The sequence below is a fragment of the Micromonospora sp. NPDC000442 genome (assembly GCF_042898635.1).
Taxonomy (GTDB): Bacteria; Actinomycetota; Actinomycetes; order Mycobacteriales; family Micromonosporaceae; genus Micromonospora.
This window is the reverse complement of record NZ_JBIAYZ010000006.1, coordinates 265,118-281,994: the sequence shown is the minus strand read 5'-3', so window position 1 is coordinate 281,994 and position 16,877 is coordinate 265,118. Positions and strand designations below refer to the sequence as shown.

Annotated in this window: 20 protein-coding genes; 9 read left to right on the top strand and 11 right to left on the bottom strand. The window is 71.0% G+C overall.

Going from position 1 to position 16,877, the window contains the following annotated elements:
- Positions 1 to 97: 97 nt before the first annotated feature.
- The 5 genes from ACFY2A_RS12485 to ACFY2A_RS12465 all read right to left on the bottom strand — a co-directional run bounded on the left by ACFY2A_RS12485 (position 98) and on the right by ACFY2A_RS12465 (position 6,308).
- On the bottom strand, positions 98 to 1,753 hold the full coding sequence (locus ACFY2A_RS12485; RefSeq protein WP_387171150.1) for a CDP-glycerol glycerophosphotransferase family protein: 1,656 nt from the start codon (positions 1,751 to 1,753) through the stop codon (positions 98 to 100).
- Between the two features lie 38 nt (positions 1,754 to 1,791).
- Complete coding sequence (locus ACFY2A_RS12480; RefSeq protein ID WP_387171148.1) at positions 1,792 to 3,138, bottom strand: polysaccharide pyruvyl transferase family protein; 1,347 nt, start codon at positions 3,136 to 3,138, stop codon at positions 1,792 to 1,794.
- 318 nt (positions 3,139 to 3,456) lie between these two features.
- On the bottom strand, positions 3,457 to 3,966 hold the full coding sequence (locus ACFY2A_RS12475; protein ID WP_363920698.1) for an Lrp/AsnC family transcriptional regulator: 510 nt from the start codon (positions 3,964 to 3,966) through the stop codon (positions 3,457 to 3,459).
- Between the two features lie 87 nt (positions 3,967 to 4,053).
- Complete coding sequence (locus tag ACFY2A_RS12470) at positions 4,054 to 5,196, bottom strand: acyl-CoA dehydrogenase family protein (protein WP_387171146.1); 1,143 nt, start codon at positions 5,194 to 5,196, stop codon at positions 4,054 to 4,056.
- Positions 5,193 to 6,308 (bottom strand): M24 family metallopeptidase, encoded by a 1,116-nt coding sequence (locus ACFY2A_RS12465; protein WP_387171144.1) that lies wholly within the window; start codon positions 6,306 to 6,308, stop codon positions 5,193 to 5,195. The genes ACFY2A_RS12470 and ACFY2A_RS12465 overlap by 4 nt, the downstream gene beginning before the upstream one ends.
- 92 nt (positions 6,309 to 6,400) lie before the next feature.
- Here ACFY2A_RS12465 and ACFY2A_RS12460 point away from each other — a divergent pair, with 92 nt between their 5' ends.
- The 5 genes from ACFY2A_RS12460 (at position 6,401) to ACFY2A_RS12440 (ending at position 9,512) form a co-directional block, all read left to right on the top strand.
- Positions 6,401 to 7,003: a helix-turn-helix domain-containing protein gene (locus ACFY2A_RS12460; protein WP_387171142.1), complete on the top strand. Its 603-nt coding sequence runs from the start codon at positions 6,401 to 6,403 to the stop codon at positions 7,001 to 7,003.
- The gene (locus tag ACFY2A_RS12455) at positions 7,003 to 7,374 is read left to right on the top strand and encodes a hypothetical protein (protein WP_363920690.1); all 372 of its coding nucleotides are present in this window, start codon (positions 7,003 to 7,005) and stop codon (positions 7,372 to 7,374) included. Before ACFY2A_RS12460 ends, ACFY2A_RS12455 begins: the two co-directional genes overlap by 1 nt.
- Positions 7,371 to 8,309, top strand: coding sequence for an ABC transporter ATP-binding protein (locus tag ACFY2A_RS12450; protein ID WP_387171140.1), 939 nt, complete (start codon positions 7,371 to 7,373; stop codon positions 8,307 to 8,309). Before ACFY2A_RS12455 ends, ACFY2A_RS12450 begins: the two co-directional genes overlap by 4 nt.
- Positions 8,306 to 9,103, top strand: a complete 798-nt coding sequence (locus tag ACFY2A_RS12445) for an ABC transporter permease (protein ID WP_387171138.1) — start codon at positions 8,306 to 8,308, stop codon at positions 9,101 to 9,103. The genes ACFY2A_RS12450 and ACFY2A_RS12445 overlap by 4 nt, the downstream gene beginning before the upstream one ends.
- Before the next feature lie 112 nt (positions 9,104 to 9,215).
- Complete coding sequence (locus ACFY2A_RS12440) at positions 9,216 to 9,512, top strand: hypothetical protein (RefSeq protein WP_387171136.1); 297 nt, start codon at positions 9,216 to 9,218, stop codon at positions 9,510 to 9,512.
- A gap of 12 nt (positions 9,513 to 9,524) precedes the next feature.
- On the opposite strand, the gene ACFY2A_RS12435 is transcribed toward ACFY2A_RS12440, so the two are convergent.
- Entirely contained in the window at positions 9,525 to 9,905 is a 381-nt protein-coding gene (locus ACFY2A_RS12435; protein ID WP_387171134.1) for a VOC family protein, read from the bottom strand.
- Between the two features lie 107 nt (positions 9,906 to 10,012).
- Here ACFY2A_RS12435 and ACFY2A_RS12430 point away from each other — a divergent pair, with 107 nt between their 5' ends.
- Entirely contained in the window at positions 10,013 to 10,909 is an 897-nt protein-coding gene (locus tag ACFY2A_RS12430; protein ID WP_387171314.1) for a 5'-3' exonuclease H3TH domain-containing protein, read from the top strand.
- Here ACFY2A_RS12430 and ACFY2A_RS12425 read toward each other — a convergent pair.
- Together ACFY2A_RS12425 and ACFY2A_RS12420 are read right to left on the bottom strand one after the other, a co-directional pair.
- Positions 10,906 to 11,148 carry a hypothetical protein gene (locus tag ACFY2A_RS12425; RefSeq protein ID WP_387171132.1) on the bottom strand — a complete coding sequence of 81 codons (243 nt, stop codon included), beginning with the start codon at positions 11,146 to 11,148 and terminating at the stop codon, positions 10,906 to 10,908. The genes ACFY2A_RS12430 and ACFY2A_RS12425 overlap by 4 nt on opposite strands.
- 75 nt (positions 11,149 to 11,223) lie before the next feature.
- Complete coding sequence (locus ACFY2A_RS12420) at positions 11,224 to 11,421, bottom strand: DUF397 domain-containing protein (RefSeq protein WP_387171130.1); 198 nt, start codon at positions 11,419 to 11,421, stop codon at positions 11,224 to 11,226.
- Positions 11,422 to 11,588: 167 nt separating this feature from the next.
- On the opposite strand from ACFY2A_RS12420, the gene ACFY2A_RS12415 reads away from it, so the two are divergent.
- Together ACFY2A_RS12415 and ACFY2A_RS12410 are read left to right on the top strand one after the other, a co-directional pair.
- Positions 11,589 to 12,356, top strand: coding sequence for a hypothetical protein (locus ACFY2A_RS12415; RefSeq protein WP_387171128.1), 768 nt, complete (start codon positions 11,589 to 11,591; stop codon positions 12,354 to 12,356).
- A gap of 2 nt (positions 12,357 to 12,358) precedes the next feature.
- On the top strand, positions 12,359 to 12,586 hold the full coding sequence (locus ACFY2A_RS12410) for a hypothetical protein (protein WP_387171126.1): 228 nt from the start codon (positions 12,359 to 12,361) through the stop codon (positions 12,584 to 12,586).
- On the opposite strand, the gene ACFY2A_RS12405 is transcribed toward ACFY2A_RS12410, so the two are convergent.
- The 3 genes from ACFY2A_RS12405 to ACFY2A_RS12395 form a co-directional block, all read right to left on the bottom strand.
- Positions 12,565 to 13,362, bottom strand: a complete 798-nt coding sequence (locus ACFY2A_RS12405; RefSeq protein ID WP_387171312.1) for a sugar phosphate isomerase/epimerase family protein — start codon at positions 13,360 to 13,362, stop codon at positions 12,565 to 12,567. The genes ACFY2A_RS12410 and ACFY2A_RS12405 overlap by 22 nt on opposite strands.
- A gap of 53 nt (positions 13,363 to 13,415) precedes the next feature.
- Entirely contained in the window at positions 13,416 to 14,570 is a 1,155-nt protein-coding gene (locus ACFY2A_RS12400) for a dihydrodipicolinate synthase family protein (protein ID WP_387171124.1), read from the bottom strand.
- A gap of 76 nt (positions 14,571 to 14,646) precedes the next feature.
- Entirely contained in the window at positions 14,647 to 15,798 is a 1,152-nt protein-coding gene (locus ACFY2A_RS12395) for a Gfo/Idh/MocA family protein (protein ID WP_387171123.1), read from the bottom strand.
- 191 nt (positions 15,799 to 15,989) lie between these two features.
- Between ACFY2A_RS12395 and ACFY2A_RS12390 the strand changes: the two genes are divergently transcribed.
- On the top strand, positions 15,990 to 16,841 hold the full coding sequence (locus ACFY2A_RS12390; protein ID WP_387171121.1) for a class I SAM-dependent methyltransferase: 852 nt from the start codon (positions 15,990 to 15,992) through the stop codon (positions 16,839 to 16,841).
- Positions 16,842 to 16,877 lie beyond the last annotated feature (36 nt).

Genomic DNA, 16,877 nt, shown 5'->3' with positions numbered 1-16,877 from the left:
CCGGTTCCGGCAAGCACGCCAATTCGGTGCCCGAACGGTACCGGCTCCGGCCGGGCACGAAGCCGGGCCGGAGCCGGTACGAGAACCGCTGTCGAACTCAGAGGTAGCGCGACGCCTCGTCCAGGAAATGCTGGGCGTAGCGCTCCGGCGGGATGTCGCCGAGGTAGTACTTCTTGATGTCCTGTCGGGTGGAGGCCAGCGGGTCGGCGCCGAGGAAGTCGTCGAGGATCGCGTCGAGCCCCTTGACCCGGCCGCCGTGGGCGTCGATGACGTAGCTGGCCCGCCCCAGCGGGAACTCGTCGGTGAACGTGTCCGCCGGCGTCGAGACAGCCACCATCGCGAAGGGCTTCTCCGAGTACAGGTAGTCGGCCACCACACTCGACACGTCCGACACCATCGCGTCCGACGCGTTGAAGCAGTCCATCACCGACATCTTCACCTCGGCCTGCTTGCCGAACACGTGCGGCCGCCCGTTGGCCTTGCGGTCCTCGGCCAGCAGCGCCTGGATCCGCTCACACTCACGGCCCAGCGCTGGATTCCGGTTGCTGTACGGGTGCGGCCGGAAGACGATGCTGCAACCGCGCTCGACCAGCGCCTTGACGATGTCGTAACCGACGTGCAGTGACGAGTAGTTGGAGTCGGCGTAGAAACCCGCCCACGTCGGCGCGTAGAGCACCCGGGGGTTGGCGATCGAGGCGATCGGCTTGGCCGCCACCGCCACGTTCTCCACCTGGGGTCGCCCGACGACGCTGAACATCTCGATCGGCATCTTCACGCCGTTGGCCGCGAAGCGGTCGATCGCGGCCTGGCCGGCGACGAAGTTCTTGTCGTACATCCGGAAGACCGGGTTGTGACTCGGCACCTTGTCGCTGTCGCCGTGGTTGAGCTGGATGTGCGTCAGGTTCGTGTACCGCAGAAGGTGGTTGTTCTTCGTCGCGGTGTTCACGTAGAAGGCGGCCCGCATGGACTGGGTGACCACGGCATCCATGTCCTCCAGGGCGGTGCGCAGTACCACCGGGGCCTTGGTCAGCGCCGCCACCTCGCTGAAGTTGGCCTCACCGCGCACCAGCACGAAGAATTTACGACCGAGCCGCTCCAGGTAGGGCAGCCACATCGCGACCTGGTACGCGGTGCCGGCAGGTGCGGTCCAGTGCACCACGAACGCCGGTTCGTAGGCGGTAAGCGCCTTGGTGAGGTTCCGCTCGCTGGTCCGCCGCGCCCGAACCCGGCCCAGCCCCTGCCACAAGGTGAACAACGACAGGCCGAGCGCGGCCGCCGACACCGCCGCGGCGACCACCCCGAGGCTGCCGACGAAGGCGCAGCCGAGCGCCACCAGCACCGCGGCTCCGTTGACCAGCACCGCGCGGCTCGTGTTCGGGCGCCGATAGGGCCGCGCGCCGATTCCCGGCAGATTGGCCGTCACCGGGTACGCGGCACGGGAGATGAACCCCATCGGTGTCTCGCTGAGCACCGCCAAGCCGGCCAGGGCCACGCCGACGGCGAGCGCGAGATCGACGCCGCTGTGCACCGCGCCGAGCAGGTACGCGCTGGCCAGCAGAAGGACGCGCGGTACGGCGCCCTTCGAGGTGGACACCGCTCCCGCGCGCCACGTCCAGGCCAGCAACCCGGCCGCCAGCACGGCCGGCGGCAACGCCCAGAGCCGGGAACCGCCCACCGCCGCCAGCAGCAGCGCGGCGAGCGCCGACACGTCGATCGCCGTGGAGGTGATGCGCCCTCCCGTCTTCGACGCCACCCATGCCCCTGGTCGGGACGTGTTCGGAGCCGCAGTCGTCACCGCCGGCCCCCCGTGGACAACGGGTTGATCCGCAGCACCCGGCCCATCCGACCCCGCCAGCTCGCCAGCGACTCCTGCTGCACCTTGAGTTCCTTCTCCAACTCGGTTACCCGCTCCTCAAGCGTCCTCGTTCCGCGCGGCTCGCGGAACGGTGGTTCGAATTCGTAGGCGCGGCGCTCCAGATCGCCGTCGTGCCCCTGCCGCAGCCAGCGCAGCCGGGACATCACCTGGCGCCGCCCGACCACGTCCGAGGCCATCAGCGTGTGCACCGGGCCGGGGAACGGGGCGGCGGCGAGCGCCTCGTCATAGGCCGGGTTTTCCTTGCCCGGCTGGAACACGTGCTCAAGGTCGTTGTGCTCGAGGAACCGCACGTAGGTCTCGAAGGTCTCGGCCTGACGCGGACCGAAGGCGTCGAAATCGGCTTCCTCGTAGAGCCGCTGCGCGTCGACATCCGGCGGCAGTTCCGAGTAGAGGCGGTACGGGATGCCGTGGTACTCGGAGAGTTCGACGGTGCGGGAGTCGTGCGCCAACACCACCGACGGCGTGCCGGCCAGCACGCCCGCCACGTTGCCGTGGATGCGCGTGCCGAAGGCAAAGTGCTGCTCGGCCATGAAGTCGACCCAGGTCGAGGCATCGACGAAGAAACGCATCCGGTCGTTCTCGTACAGCGGATGGTCGGTGTGGATGGGCATCCGCTTGTTGGGGACCTTGGCCGGATTCTCGCCCCACAACATGAGCGCCAGCCGGTGATGCTGCTGCGGCACGATGACGCTGTTGGGGTAGCGGTCGGTGTTCGCCTCGACCAGCCGGTCGACCCCCTTGACCTTCGGCGTGTACGAGATGGCAATCGGGCTGTCGTAGGCCAGCCGGTCCACCTTGCGTACCAACGGTCCCAGCGGCCCGTTGCCGAACATCGACGGGCAGCCGATCACCCGTACGTGCTCGTCGCCGAAGCCGAGATACTTCAGCATGCGCGCCGTGTACTCACCGCGCACACCGATGGAGGCCGACCGGTTGAGAACGGCCCGGGTGAACCGCGTGACGATCTTCTTGTAGTTGTCGGGGAGCGAGTCGAACTCGGTGCCGTACGGCAGCTGCGCGCCGATGCCGACCACCGTGACCGGGATCTTCAGCCGCTCGATGACCTTGGCCAGACGCTCCAGGTGCGGCAGGAAGGTGTCCCGGTACGAGTTCGCCATCGGCAGGACGAACCGGTCGAACTCTTCGTTGGTCCGGTTGATGTAGGTGCCCAGGTGCACCGGACGCTCATGCACGTAGGAGTTGGCGACCACCTCGGCGCCGGGCACGCTCAGGACCCGGAACACCGCGCTGTAAAACAGCATGTTCCCAGAGTTCGACCCGAAGACACCCAACCGAGAGGTGGACAGGCTTTGCTCATGGGACAGTACGGTCAACGGGCTCTTGCCGGCGCGGATGAGAATGCGTGTCATGAGCGGACTCCGGCCGCCGGCTGGCTGGAACGCGATCGCATCGATCGGTACATCTCATCCTCCCCTTCGAGACACGCGAGGCGACCCGGACACGGACGGCACGAACCGCCCCCCCGGCGTCCCGGTCATGATTCGGGTCTCACCTTCCGCCGAATCAGGGATGGATCCTAGCCCCGTCTCCTGGGTCGCAGCGGCACCGGGTGTTCCGGGTCAGTCCGCCTGTGCGCCCGCTGCGGCGGGCGGTACGCCCCGGGTGCGAGGTAGCGCTGCCGGGTCGAGGGCGATCTTGGGCGGTCGGTGCTCGTACGGGGTGGACAGCACCACCGTCGTCCGGGTGGTGACGTTGGCCGCCGTCCTGATCTCCTGGAGCACCCGCTCCAGGTCGACCGGACCGGCCACCCGGACCAGCAGCAGGTAGAAGTCCTCCCCTGCCACCGAGTAGCACGAGTCGATCTCCGGCAGGTGAGCCAGCCGTTCCGGCGCGTCGTCCGGCTGGGACGGATCGAACGGCCGGATCGCCACGAACGCCGTCAAGGGCAGGTCCAGCGCCTCGAAGGAGACCCGCGCGGCGTAGCCCTTGATCACCCCACGCTGCTCCAGCCGACGCACCCGCTGATGCACCGCCGAGACCGACAGGCCGACCTTCTCCGCCAGGTCCGTGTACGACAGTCGGCCGTCCGCGGTCAGCGCCACCACGATGGCGCGGTCGATCTCCTCCACGGCGTGCAACCTACCGGGTACGACCGGTCGACGCGACTGACAAACCCGCCCGCCGTCGCGTTCGGCGGGCGGACGGTCGCGTTCGCCTCAGCCCTTCGCCAGCGCCCGGGAGATCACCAACCGCTGGATCTGGTTGGTCCCCTCCACGATCTGCAGCACCTTCGCCTCCCGCAGGTACCGCTCGAGCGGATGGTCGGCGACGTATCCCGCGCCGCCGAGAACCTGCACCGCGTCAATGGTCACCCGCATCGCCACATCCGTGGCGAACAGCTTCGCCTTGGCCGCCTCGATCGAGTACGGCCGGCCGGCGTCGCGCAGCCGGGCCGCGGCCAGGGTCAGCGCCCGCGCGGCGGAGATCTGGGTGGCGAGGTCGGCCAGGGTGAACCCGAGCCCCTGGAAGTCGATGATCGACCGGCCGAACTGCTCGCGTTGCCGGGCGTAGTCCACCGCATAGTCCAGCGCCGCCTGGGCCAGCCCGACCGCGCAGGCCGCAATGCCCAACCGCCCGGAGTCCAGGGCCGACATGGCGATGGTGAACCCCGCCCCCTCGCCGCCGATCAGCCGGTCGGCCGGCACCCGGGCCTCGTCAAAGACGAGCTGCGCCACCGGGGAGGAGCGCAGCCCCATGGTGCGCTCGGCGGCCTGCGGGTGGATACCCGGCGTGGCTCGGTCGGCGAGCAGGCAGGAGATGCCCTTCGGGCCGGGACCGCCGGTACGGCAGAAGATGTTGTAGAAGTCGGCCACCTGCGCGTGGGTGATCCACGCCTTGGTGCCGGTGACGACATAGCCGTCGCCGTCGCGCACCGCCCTGGTGGTCAGCGCCGCGGCGTCCGAACCGCCCTGCGGCTCCGACAGGCAGTACGCCCCGAGCAACTCGCCGCCGATCATGTCGGGCAGCAGCTTGCGCTGTTCCTCGCTGCCGAAGGCGGCGACCGGGTAGCAGGACAGGGTGTGCACGCTGACCGCCTCGGCGACGGCCAGCCAGCGGCCGGCCAGGATCTCCAGCACCTGCAGGTAGACCTCGTACGGTTGGGCGGCACCGCCGTACTCCTCCGGGTACGGCAGGCCGAGCAGGCCCGCCCGGCCCAGCGTGCGCAGCACCTCCCGGGGAAACTCGGCCCGCTGCTCGTACTCGTCCACCTTCGGCGCGAGTTCCCGGTCGGCCAACTCGGTGGTCAACTCCAACAGGTCGCGAGCCTCGTCGGTGGGCAGGATCCGGTCGACAGTCATAGCGCGATGAGCTCCGTGGGGGTGGTGTTGAGCCGTCGTACGCCGTCCGTCGTGCAGACGACGATGTCCTCGATCCGGGCGCCATGCCGCCCGGCCAGGTAGATACCCGGTTCGACGGAGAAGGTCATCCCCGCCGCCAGCGGGCGGTCGTTGCCGGCCACCACGTACGGCTCCTCGTGGCCGTCCAGGCCGATGCCGTGACCGGTGCGGTGCAGGAAGGCGTCGCCGTAGCCGGCCGCGGTGATCGGCTCGCGGGCGGCGGCGTCGACCGCGGCGGCGCTCACGCCGGGACGGACCGCCGCGACGGCGGCGCGCTGCGCCTCGTGCAACACCGCGTAGTAGTCGACGAACTCGGCCGGCGCCGGCCCTCCGGTGGAGTAGGTGCGGGTGCAGTCGGAGCGGTAGCCCGAGGGCATGGTCCCGCCGATGTCCACCACGACCGGCTCACCGGCACCGATCGGCCGGTCGGAGGTGCCGTGGTGCGGGCTGGCGGCGTTCGGGCCGGCGGCCACGATGACGAAGTCGACCGTGACATGGCCGGCCGCCCTGATCGCGGCGGCGATGTCGGTGGCCACCGCCGCCTCGGTCCGCCCCGGTCGCAGCCACTCCCCCATCCGGGCGTGCACCGCGTCGATCGCCGCGCCGGCCTCGGCCAGCGCCTCGACCTCCGCGGCGGACTTGTGGATGCGCAACTCCCGCAGGACCGCCGAGGCGAGCCGCTGCCGGGCATCGGGGAGCACCGCCCGCAGCGCCAGCACCTGCTCGGCCCACATCCGGTCGGCCAGCCCGACCGCGCCGACCGGCCCGCCCAGGGCGGCGGTCACCAGTGGGTACGGGTCGGTGCCGTCGGGATGGTCGACGATGCGTACCCCGGTGGCCGGCGCCGGAGACGCCTCGGCCGCCGGCCGTTCCAGGGTCGGCACGATAAGCGTCGGCTCGCCCTCGGCGGGCAGCACCAGCAGGGTCAGCCGCTCACCGGCGTGCGCGTCGTAGCCGGTCAGGTAGCGCAGGTCGGAGCCGGGGCTCAGCAGCAGCGCGTCCATCCCGGCGACGGCGACGGCACGCTGCGCGGCGGCCAGTCGCTCCGGCGGATACAGCTCATCGAACCCCACCCCGCAAGCTTAACGGTCGTTTGGGCCCCCCGGGGCGACCGGTGTCCGACCCGACCTCCCGTTATCGTTATCGATAGTGATAACGTGGCCGAGTGACAGAGTCGAGGGAGCGCTGGGCCGAGCTGGCGCTGCATCCGGTCCGGATCCGGATCCTGCGGGCCGTCGCGGGAGCCAAGCTGACCACCCGCGACCTGGTCGACCTGCTGCCGGACATTCCGCAGGCCACGCTGTACCGACATCTCGCGGCACTGGTCAGGGCCGGGCTGCTGGAGGTGGTGACGGAACGCAAGGTCCGCGGCGCGACCGAGCGGGTGTACGCGCTACCCAGGCACGGCGCGACGCTGGACCCTTCGGCCCTGGCCACAGCGACCGCCGACGAGCACGCGCGTTACTTCACCGCGTTCATGTCCAGCCTGCTGTCGGAGTTCTCCAGGTACCTGGCGCGGGAGCGGATCGACTTCGTCGCCGACGGCGTGGGATACCACCAGTTCGTCCTGCACCTCACCGACGCCGAGCTGAGCGAGTTCGCCGCTGGGTTCAACGCGCTCGTCGGCCCGCTGCTCGCCCACCAGCCGGGCCACGGGCGAACCCCACGGCTGCTGGCCACCGTCCTGATGCCGGCCGACCAGCCGACACCCACCGACAGCACGCCGGAGTCCACCGAGGACACCGGACCGACGAAAGGGCACGACTGATGGCATCCGTCATGCTTTCCGGCGACGTGATCGACATCCGGTTCACCGGATGGGAGCGGCTCTGGACCGGACGGGACCGGCTGGCGGTGGCCGTCGGCGCGGTGCGGCAGGTCGCCCGGGTGGACAACCCGCTGCGCCTGGCCCGTGGTGCCCGGAGCGGGTACGTGGTGTCCGGTTTCGTCAAGATCGGCGTGTGGGGTCTGTTCGGCGGCCCCCGACAACTCGTGGCCGCCCGCCGCGGTGAGCCCGGGCTGCACCTGGTGTTGGACCGGGCCGGCACCGGCGGCCAGTTCGACGAGGTCGTGCTCTCCGGCCCGGACGCCCCCGGCCTCGCCGAAGCGATCAGCCGGGCGATGGCGGCCCGCGCATGAGCATCGACGGGCTGACAATCGAGGTCTCGCAGCTGACCAAGCGGTACGGCGAGATCACCGCCGTCCGCGATCTCAGTTTCACTGTGGAACCGGGTGTGATCACCGGATTCCTCGGCCCGAACGGCGCCGGCAAGACCACCACGATGCGGATGCTCACCGGTCTGGTGTCACCCACCCGCGGCACCGCCACGATCGGCGGGAGGCCGTACCGGCAGCTGGCCCGGCCGTCGGCCACCGTCGGGGCGATGTTCGACGCCAACGCGTTCCACCCCGGCCACACCGCGCGCGACCACCTGCGGGTCTACGCCGCAATGGGTGGTCATCCCGACAGCCGGGTCACCGAGCTGCTGCACCAGCTCGGCCTCGCCGCGGCCGCCGACCGCCGTACCCGCGGGTTCTCCACCGGCATGCGGCAACGACTCAACCTCGCCACCGCGCTGCTCGGCGACCCGGGCGTCGTGCTGCTGGACGAACCCGGCAACGGCCTGGACCCTGAGGGCATGTCCTGGCTGCGTGGCCTGCTGCGCGGTCTCGCCGACAAGGGTCGCACCGTCCTGATCTCCAGTCATGTGCTCAGTGAGGTTCAGCAACTCGTCGACGACGTGGTGGTGATCCGGCGCGGCGAACTCGTCGCCGCCGGACCGTGGTCCCGGCTCGCCGGCCCGCCAACCGTGCTTGTCACCTCACCCGACGCCGACACCCTCGCCATGACCCTGGCGACCAGTCCCGTCGACGCGGGCACCCCACCTCGCGTCGACATCGTCCGGCCCGGCCAGCTGCGGGTGCACGGTCTGAACGCGGCGGGCGTCGCCGACCTCGCGGCCGCGCACCGCCTACGCGTACACGAACTGGTCACCGAAAACACGAGTCTCGAACAGCTCTTCCTCGACCTGACCACCGACCCGTTCACCACCTCCAGGGCAGGCACACCATGACCAACCTGATCCGAGCGGAGTTCCGCCGCCTGCTGGCCACCCGGATGTGGGGCGGTCTCCTGGTCGCCGCAGCCGTGATCGGTGGCGGCATGATCGGCGTCATGGCACTTGTCGGCCCGGAGAACTTCGAGCCGCCGCTGCCCGGTCTGGACACCGACTCAGGCGTCCGCTCGCTCCTCGGCATTCTCGGCTACACGGCGCTCGTCCCGGCCGTCGCCGGCACCGTCGCGGTCACCGCCGAGTACCGCCACCGTACCGCTGCCGTCACGTTCCTGTTCGCACCGCGCCGATGGCAGGTACTGGCGGCCAAACTCGCCACCTACGCGGTCGTCGGCCTCGGCTACGGTTTCGTCCTCGCCGGCACCGCCGCCGTGGCCCTGTTCACCGTCGCCGCCGCCCGCGGCGTCAGCCTCGGTATGCCCGCCCCCACCGTGCTGGCGCTGCTCGGCCGCATCGGTGTGGCGATGATGGTGTATCTGCTCATCGGGGTGGGCATGGGTGCCCTCATCCGCAACCAGGTCGCCGCCCTCTGCGTCGTGATCGGCTACCTGTACCTGGGCGAAACGCTGCTCATGATGATTCCTGGCGTCAACCTGCTCTACCCGATCCTGCCGGGCGGCGCGACCGCCGCCCTGACCGACTTCACCTACGTCGCCGACGCCATGTCCGAACAGCTCGGCAGCACGACCATCCACCTCCTGCCCCCTGCTGTCGGCGCCCTCGTGCTCACCATGTACGCGGTGACCGCCGCCGCCATCGGCGTCATCGTCCCGATGCGCCGCGACATCACCTGACAGCCGACCAGCCAGCTACCCGACTGCCGTTCGCACGGCGGGCGGACGGTGCCGAGCTGCCGCGCCAGACCGGTCAGGAATCGAGAAGCAGTCGGCACCTCACCTCACTAGCTTGACCAGCGAGGTCATACCCGGCCGGGCGACCGCCCGGCCGGTGCCGCTACTCGGCTGGGAGGTTCCGATGAGGTGGAACAACTGGATCCGGCAGATCCATCGGTGGCTGGCGATCGCGTTCACGGTGACAGTCATCGTCACCTTCGTCGCGCTCGCGCAGGAGGAACCGATCGTGTGGATCTCCTACGTACCGCTGCTGCCACTGGCCCTGCTGCTGATCACCGGCCTGTACCTGTTCGTGCTGCCGTACGTCGTCAAGCGGCGCGGCGGGCGAGGTACGGCCGGTGCGAGCTGACGGCACGACGGGTCAATCCGTCAGCCAGAGACAGAACGGGTGGCCGTCCGGGTCCAGGCAGACCCGGACGTCCTCCTGGGGCTGGCAGGCGGCAAGCGTCGCGCCGCAGGCCAGCGCGTGCTCCAACGCGGCCGGCAGGTCCTGCACCCCGATCTCCAGATGCATCATCATCTGCTGCCGGCCCGCCTCCGCCGGCCAGCTCGGACGCACGTACGCCCGCTCCCGCTGAAAGGACAGCCCGACCCCACCCTCGGGGGCACGCAGGATCACGTCGTCGGCCTCCTCGACCGCGATGTCCCAGCCGAGCAGGCGCGCGTAGAAGCGGGCCAGGGCCGCCGGGTCGGGCGTGTCGAGGTTGACCGTGGTCAGCGCCAGCCGGGTCGGTACGGTCATCGGCTCCTCCTTCGTCGTGCCACCGGATCGCACCGTCGGCCCGCCGTGCGCCGTGAACGTCGGTGCGGTGTGCCAGGCTGTCGGGCGTGACAGCGCAGACCCCGATCATGCTCATCGACGCGCCCAGTCTCTACTTCCGGGCGTACTTCGGCATTCCCGAATCCGCCGCGAGGACCGCCGACGGTCAGCCGGTGAACGCGGTGCGCGGGTTCCTCGACATGCTCGCCCAGTTGGTGCGCACCCGGCGGCCGGGGCGGATGGTGTGCGCGATGGACCACGACTGGCGGCCGGACTGGCGGGTCGCGCTGCTGCCGTCGTACAAGGCGCACCGGGTGGCTCCCGAGGGGGGCGAGGTGGTGCCGGACACCCTCTCCCCCCAGGTGCCGATGATCCTGGACGTGCTCGACGCGCTGGGGGTGACAGTCGTCGGCGCGACCGGCTACGAGGCCGACGACGTGCTGGGCACCCTCTCGGTCACCCAGCCCGGTCCGGTCGAGGTGGTCTCCGGTGACCGGGACCTGTTCCAGTTGATCGATGACGCCCGGGGCGTGCGACTGCTCTACGTCGGGCGGGGGGTAGCCAAGCTGGAGGACTGCGACGACGCCGCCGTGCGGGCCCGCTACGGCGTGCCGGCCGACCGGTACGCCGAGTTCGCCGCGCTGCGCGGCGACCCGTCCGACGGGCTGCCCGGGGTGGCCGGGGTCGGCGAGAAGACCGCCGCCCGGCTGGTCGACCGGTACGGCGACATCGCCGGCATCCTCGCCGCCCTGGACGATCCGGCCGCTGGCTTCGCACCCGGGCTGCGCACCAAGCTCGACGCGGCACGGGACTACCTGGCGGTGGCGCCGAAGGTCGTCAAGGTCGCCCTGGACGTGCCGCTGCCGCCGCTGGCCACCGAGCTGCCGGTATCGCCGGCCGACCCGGAACGGCTGCTCGACCTGGCCGAGCGGTGGAACCTCGCCGGTTCCACCCGACGCCTGGTCGACGCCCTCGCCACCCGTTAGATCCGGGTGAACCGGGCCGCCATCAGCCGGCTGGGATCCCGCTCGGGCACCGAGTCCTCCGCCACATCACCGTCCAGGGTGACGCCGGGCCGACGCGCCTCCTCGGGCAGACCGTTGCGGAATCCGGCCACTTCCTCTGGACCCTCCTCGTACGGCGGCTCTGCATAAACGATGCCGTACAGGTTGGCGAGGGCCTGGACTGATACAGGCGTTATCGACGTGTGGAGGCTGTAGGTCATGCGCCGACGATGGCAGTCAGGTTCCCGTACGCGGGCCGCCGGCACTCACTCCCTGGAACGGCGCCTACTAGAGGATCAGCCAGCCCGACGGTCCATCGCACTACTGACAAAGGTTGTCCAAGCAGGACAATCGAAGATCAGGGCTGGACCGCTGGGGTTTTTAGAGTCGCGTACGGCCACAGCTCGATCCACTACGGCCACCTCGACGCAGGCGTTCTGTCCGTTGCTTCTGGCGCTCTTGCGCCAGACGGCGTTCGTCAGATCGGGGCTCATCCTGCGTCTTCCTTCCGGCTCGCTACAGGCTGTTTGCCACCTGTTCGATGAGCGCGGCCGACGCGTGATCGGGTAGCGCGTTCGCACGAAGGTGATTGAAACCCACGATACTCGAACGGGGCGTCCGATCACTGGACAAGGTATCCACGATCGCAGAGGTTGCCGCAGTGCTCCGGATCGACCAGTCGACACTGCTCGGTCGTGACCGTCAGCGCTCCGCCGTCGACGTCCGGACAGAGGGTGTGGAGCGAATTCGGGCGGCACTGTCGACGTACGACATGACTCTCGGTCGTCGGGCGGCGGCCCGGGAAGCACCCTCGGCAGCTCACGTGGCCCGCAGCATCGGGCATGCGTGGACCACCTACCAGCACGCGCGGTACCCGCAGTTGATCAGTGGGCTGCCGGAGTTGGTGGTCGGGGCGCAGTGTTGCTACACCCTCGATCCGGGAGCGGGGCGGGTGGCACTGGTGGAGGCATACCGGATAACGGCCGCATTGCTCGTCAAGCTCGGTGAAGCCGAGCTGGGCTGGCTGGCCGTCGACCGGGCGATGACCATCGCCACCGATGATGCGGAGTTGGTCGCCTCTGCGGCGGTTCAGCTCGGACAGGTGCTACGAGCCACCGGCCGGTCGGGCTCGGCGGTGGCGGCCATGCGCACAGCCGCGTACCGCATCGTCCGGGCCGACCTCGACGGCGGCCAGGCAACGCAACTGTCGCTGTGCGGCACGCTGCTCGTGCAGGCCGCCCTCGCAGCGGCTCGGCAGGGGGACGAGCGCGCCACGGCAAGCCTGCTGGACGAGGCCGCCGACCTGGCTGCCCGGGTGGGCGACGGCCACGACCATCATCACACCGCTTTCGGACCTACCCAGATGAGCCGACACCCGGACGCTCCGATGCCGATCATTCAGCTCGCCACCACCCTCGGGGTGAGTTGAGCATGAACGCGCCGTTCATGTCCCTGGCCCAGATTCTCAACCGACTCGCCATCACTGCCCGGCGGACCCTCCGCGACCACCACCCCACGCCCAACGGCACCTGCCCGATCTGCCGTGTGCCGCCGGACTGCCCGGCAGCCACCGCTGCCCGCAGCATCCTCGACACCATCAGCCAGATGCGCTGGCGTGATCGAGGCGATCCGGGCCGTCAGACCACCTCGCGCAGGTAGCCGTCGATCGAGGCGGCCAGGACGTCCGCGCCGGGACGTGCCCATATTTCGGCGTTGAAGACCTCCACCTCGATCGGGCCGGTGTAGCCGGCCGCGTCGACCTCCTCGCGCAGTCGACGTAGCTCGATGCAGCCGTCGCCGGGCAGCGCCCGGCCGAGCAGCACCCCCTCCGGCAGCGGAGTGATCCAGTCGCAGACCTGGAACGCGGCGATCCACTCCCCCGCGCGGGCGATCTGGTCGTGGACGGTGTCGTCCCACCACACGTGGTACGCGTCCACCACCACACCGACCACGCCCGGGTCGAACCGCTCGGCGATGTCCAGCGCCTGACCGAGGGTGGCGATGACGCACCGGTCGGCGGCGAACATCGGGTGCAACGGTTCGATGGCCAGGGTCACCCCGGCGGCGTCGGCGTGCGGGGCCAGTTCGGCGATCGCGTCGGCCACCCGGGCGCGGGCACCGTCGATGTCCCGGCTGCCGACGGGCAGGCCGCCGGAGACCAGGACCAGCACCGGTGCGCCGAGCGTGGCGGCCTCGTCGATGGCGCGCAGGTTCTCCGCCCGCCAGTCGTCGGCGGTGAAGAACCCGCCCCGGCACAGGGTGGTGACCGCCAGCCCGGCGTCGCGGACCAACTTCGCGGCACGGCCGAGACCGTACTCGGCGACCGGTTCCCGCCACAGACCGATGCCTGGCACCCCGGCGGCGGCACAACCGGCGACCATGTCGGGCAGCGGCCAGTGCTGGGCGGTGGCCTGGTTGAACGAGAACCGGCGCAGGGCCGTCCGGCTCGCCGACCCGGCCGCGCGCCCACCCCCGTGGGCCGGCCCGGTCACTGGGTCACCCCGGCCACGGTGAAGAAGGCCCGGGCGCGGGCCGCGGCCAGCTCGGCGTCGGGCAGCAGACCGGCGGCGTCGGCGAGGGTGAGCAGGGTGCCCAGGTGCTCCGGTGAGCGGCCGGACTGCAACCCGCCGACCATCGTGAAGTGCTCCTGGTGCCCGGCCAGCCAGGCGAGGAAGACGATGCCGGTCTTGTAGTACCAGGTTGGTGCGGCGAACAGGTGCCGGGCCAGCGGCACGGTCGGGGCGAAGATCTCGTCGTACCGGGTCAGGTCGCCACGGTCGAGAGCGGCCAACGCGGCTGACGCGGCGGGCGCGATGGCGGCGAAGACCCCGAGCAGCGCGTCGGAATGGCCGGCCCCATCGCCCCGGATCAGTTCCGGGTAGTGGAAGTCGTCGCCGGTGTAGAGGCGTACGCCCGCCGGCAGCCGGCGGCGCAACGCCACCTCACGCCCGGCGTCGAGCAGCGACACCTTGATCCCGTCCACCCGGGACGCGTGGGCCTTGAGCAGCTCGACGACGGTGTCGGCGGCCAGGTCCAGGTCGGCCGTGCCCCAGTAACCGGTAAGCGCCGGGTCGAACATCGGACCGAGCCAGTGCAGCACCACCGGCCGGTCGGCGGCGTGCAGCAGTTCGTCGTACACCCGCAGGTAGTCCTCGGCGCCGCGGGCGGCGGCGGCCAGGTGCCGGCTGCACATCAGTACCGGCACCGCCCCGGCGGCCTGCACGTCGTCGAGCTGCTCACGGTAGGCCGCAGTGACCTCGGTGAGCGTCGCCGGGCCGGGCGGCAACTGGTCGGTGGTGGCCCCGGCGACGATCCGCCCACCGGCGGACCGGGCCTCCGCCGCGCTGCGGCGGATCAGCTCCCGGGTGGCCGGGTAGTCCAAGCCCATGCCGCGCTGCGCGGTGTCCATCGCCTCGGCCACCCCCAGGCCGTAGGACCACAGGTGCCGGCGGAAGGCGAGGGTACGGTCCCAGGCCAGAGCCGCCGGGGTGCCCGGCGTGTTGTCGGCGGCGGGGTCGGCCACCACGTGCGCGGCGGCGTACGCGATGCGGCAGTTCGGCGGGCCGTCGGGGCGGGGATGTCCGGTGCCGCCGGACAGCCGTAGCCGCCGGCCGCCGGGCAGGGCCACCTCGGTGCCGCTCACGCCGCCGCCTCGCTCCGCGCGCCGACGGCGCGAGGCGCCGCGCTACCGAGCCTGCTGGTTCGCTCGCTTCGCTCGCTCACAGGGCCAGCTCCGGCACCTCGACGCGGCGCCCCGCACGGGCCGACAGCAGGCCTAGCTCGGCCAGTTGCACGCCACGGGCGCCGGCCAGGAAGTCCCACGGGAACGGCTCACCGGTGGCGACGTGCCGCAGGAACGCCTCCCACTGCACCTTGAATCCGTTGTCGAAGTCCTCGTTGTCCGGCACCTCCGTCCACTGCGAACGGAAGTCCTCGGTGGCGGGCAGGTCAGGGTTCCACACCGGCTTCGGGGTGACCGCCCGGTGCTGCACCCGGCAGCGCCGCAGCCCGGCCACCGCGCTGCCCTCGGTGCCGTCGACCTGGAACTCGACCAGTTCGTCGCGGTGCACCCGGACGCACCAGGACGAGTTGAGCTGGGCGACGACGCCGCCCTCCAGCTCGAAGATGCCGTAGGCGGCGTCGTCGGCGGTGGCCTCGTAGGGCCGCCCGGCCTCGTCGACCCGACGGGGGATGTGGGTGGCGATGGTGGCGGAGACGGCGCGTACCTCACCGAACAGCTCCGCGAGCACGTAGTGCCAGTGCGGGAACATGTCCACCACGATGCCGCCGCCGTCGGCGGCCCGGTAGTTCCACGACGGGCGTTGCGCGGGCTGCCAGTCGCCCTCGAAGACCCAGTAGCCGAACTCGCCGCGTACCGACAGCACCTGGCCGAAGAAGCCGCCGTCGAGCAGTCGCTTGAGCTTGCGTAGCCCCGGTAGGAAGAGCTTGTCCTGCACCACACCGGTGCGTACGCCGGCCGCCCGGGCGGCGCGGGCCAGGTCCAGGGCGGCGGCGGTGTCCTCCGCGAGGGGCTTCTCGGTGTAGACGTGCTTGCCGGCCTCGATGGCCTGCCGGATGGCCTTCTCCCGCTGCTGGGTCACCTGTGCGTCGAAGTAGATCTGGATGTCGTCGCGAGTCAGGGCGGCGGTCAGGTCGGTGGTCCAGTCGTCCAGGCCGTGTCGTTCGGCGATCTCGCGCAGTTTGGCCTCGCTGCGGCCGACGAGGACGAGATGCGGCCAGACGGTGGTGCCGTCGGTCAGCGGCACACCGCCGGCGGAACGGATGGCCAGCAGGGAGCGCACCAGATGCTGCCGGTATCCCATCCGGCCGGTGACGCCGTTCACGATGATGCCGATCGACCTGCGGGTCATGGGGGTCCTTCCCGTCGTAGGCGCTCGCACCGGTCAGGTAAGCGCTTTCCTGCACAGATTAGGCCGTGCGTTCACGGCCAGGCAAGGGCTTGCCCGACGGCGGAAATTTCGGCGGTGCACGCCGTGGCCGGGGGACGACTGCACGAACAAAGCGCTGGCCACCTCGCCACTCAAACGAGGACCATCGCTGGATGGATGACCAGTCCGACGAGATCGTCGCGTACTACACCGACCGGTACCGCGAGGACCTGCGGCTCGCCGCACGGCCACAGGCCCGGCTGGAGCGGACCCGGACGTTGGAACTGCTGCGCGCGTACCTGCCCGCACCGCCCGCCCGGATCCTGGACGTCGGCGGAGGGCCCGGTGAGTACGCCCGGGCCCTCGTCAGCCTCGGCTACCAGGTACGCCTGCTCGATCTGGTGCCCGCGCACGTCGCCCAGGCCCGCGCCGGCCACCCCACGGTCGACGCGGAGGTCGCCGACGCCCGCGCGCTGCCCGAGGACGACGACAGCTACGACGCCACCCTGCTGCTGGGGCCGCTGTACCACCTGCCGCAGCGCGCCGACCGGTGCCGGGCCCTGGCGGAGGCACTCCGCGTCACGCGGCCCGGCGGTCGCGTCCTCGCCGCCGCGATCTCACGATTCGCCGGGCCGCTCGACTTCGCCGCCACCGGACGGCTCGACGACCGGATGGTCGAGGAAGCCGCGATGCTGCGCACCGACGGCCGGAACGACGCGCGTCTCGGTTTCACCCACGCCTACTTCCACCGGGTCGAGGAACTCCTCGACGAATGCCGTACCGCCGGGTTGGCCGAGCTGGCCGTCGACGGCATCGAGGGACCAGCCTGGATCGCGGCCGAGGCGGCCGCGCACGGGCCGATGGCGGAGACCGTCTACACCGCGGCGCTGCGGCTCGCCCGCGTCTACCGAGGGGAGGCGGCCCTGGTCGCGGCGAGCGCCCATCTCCTCGCCCGGGGCACCGTCCCCGACCGCCGGCGGACACCGGGCGGGGCGGGCCGGACCTGCGGCCTTGACCTGCGCTAACCACGCCCTGGAAAAGGACCCGCACTGCGGTACGGT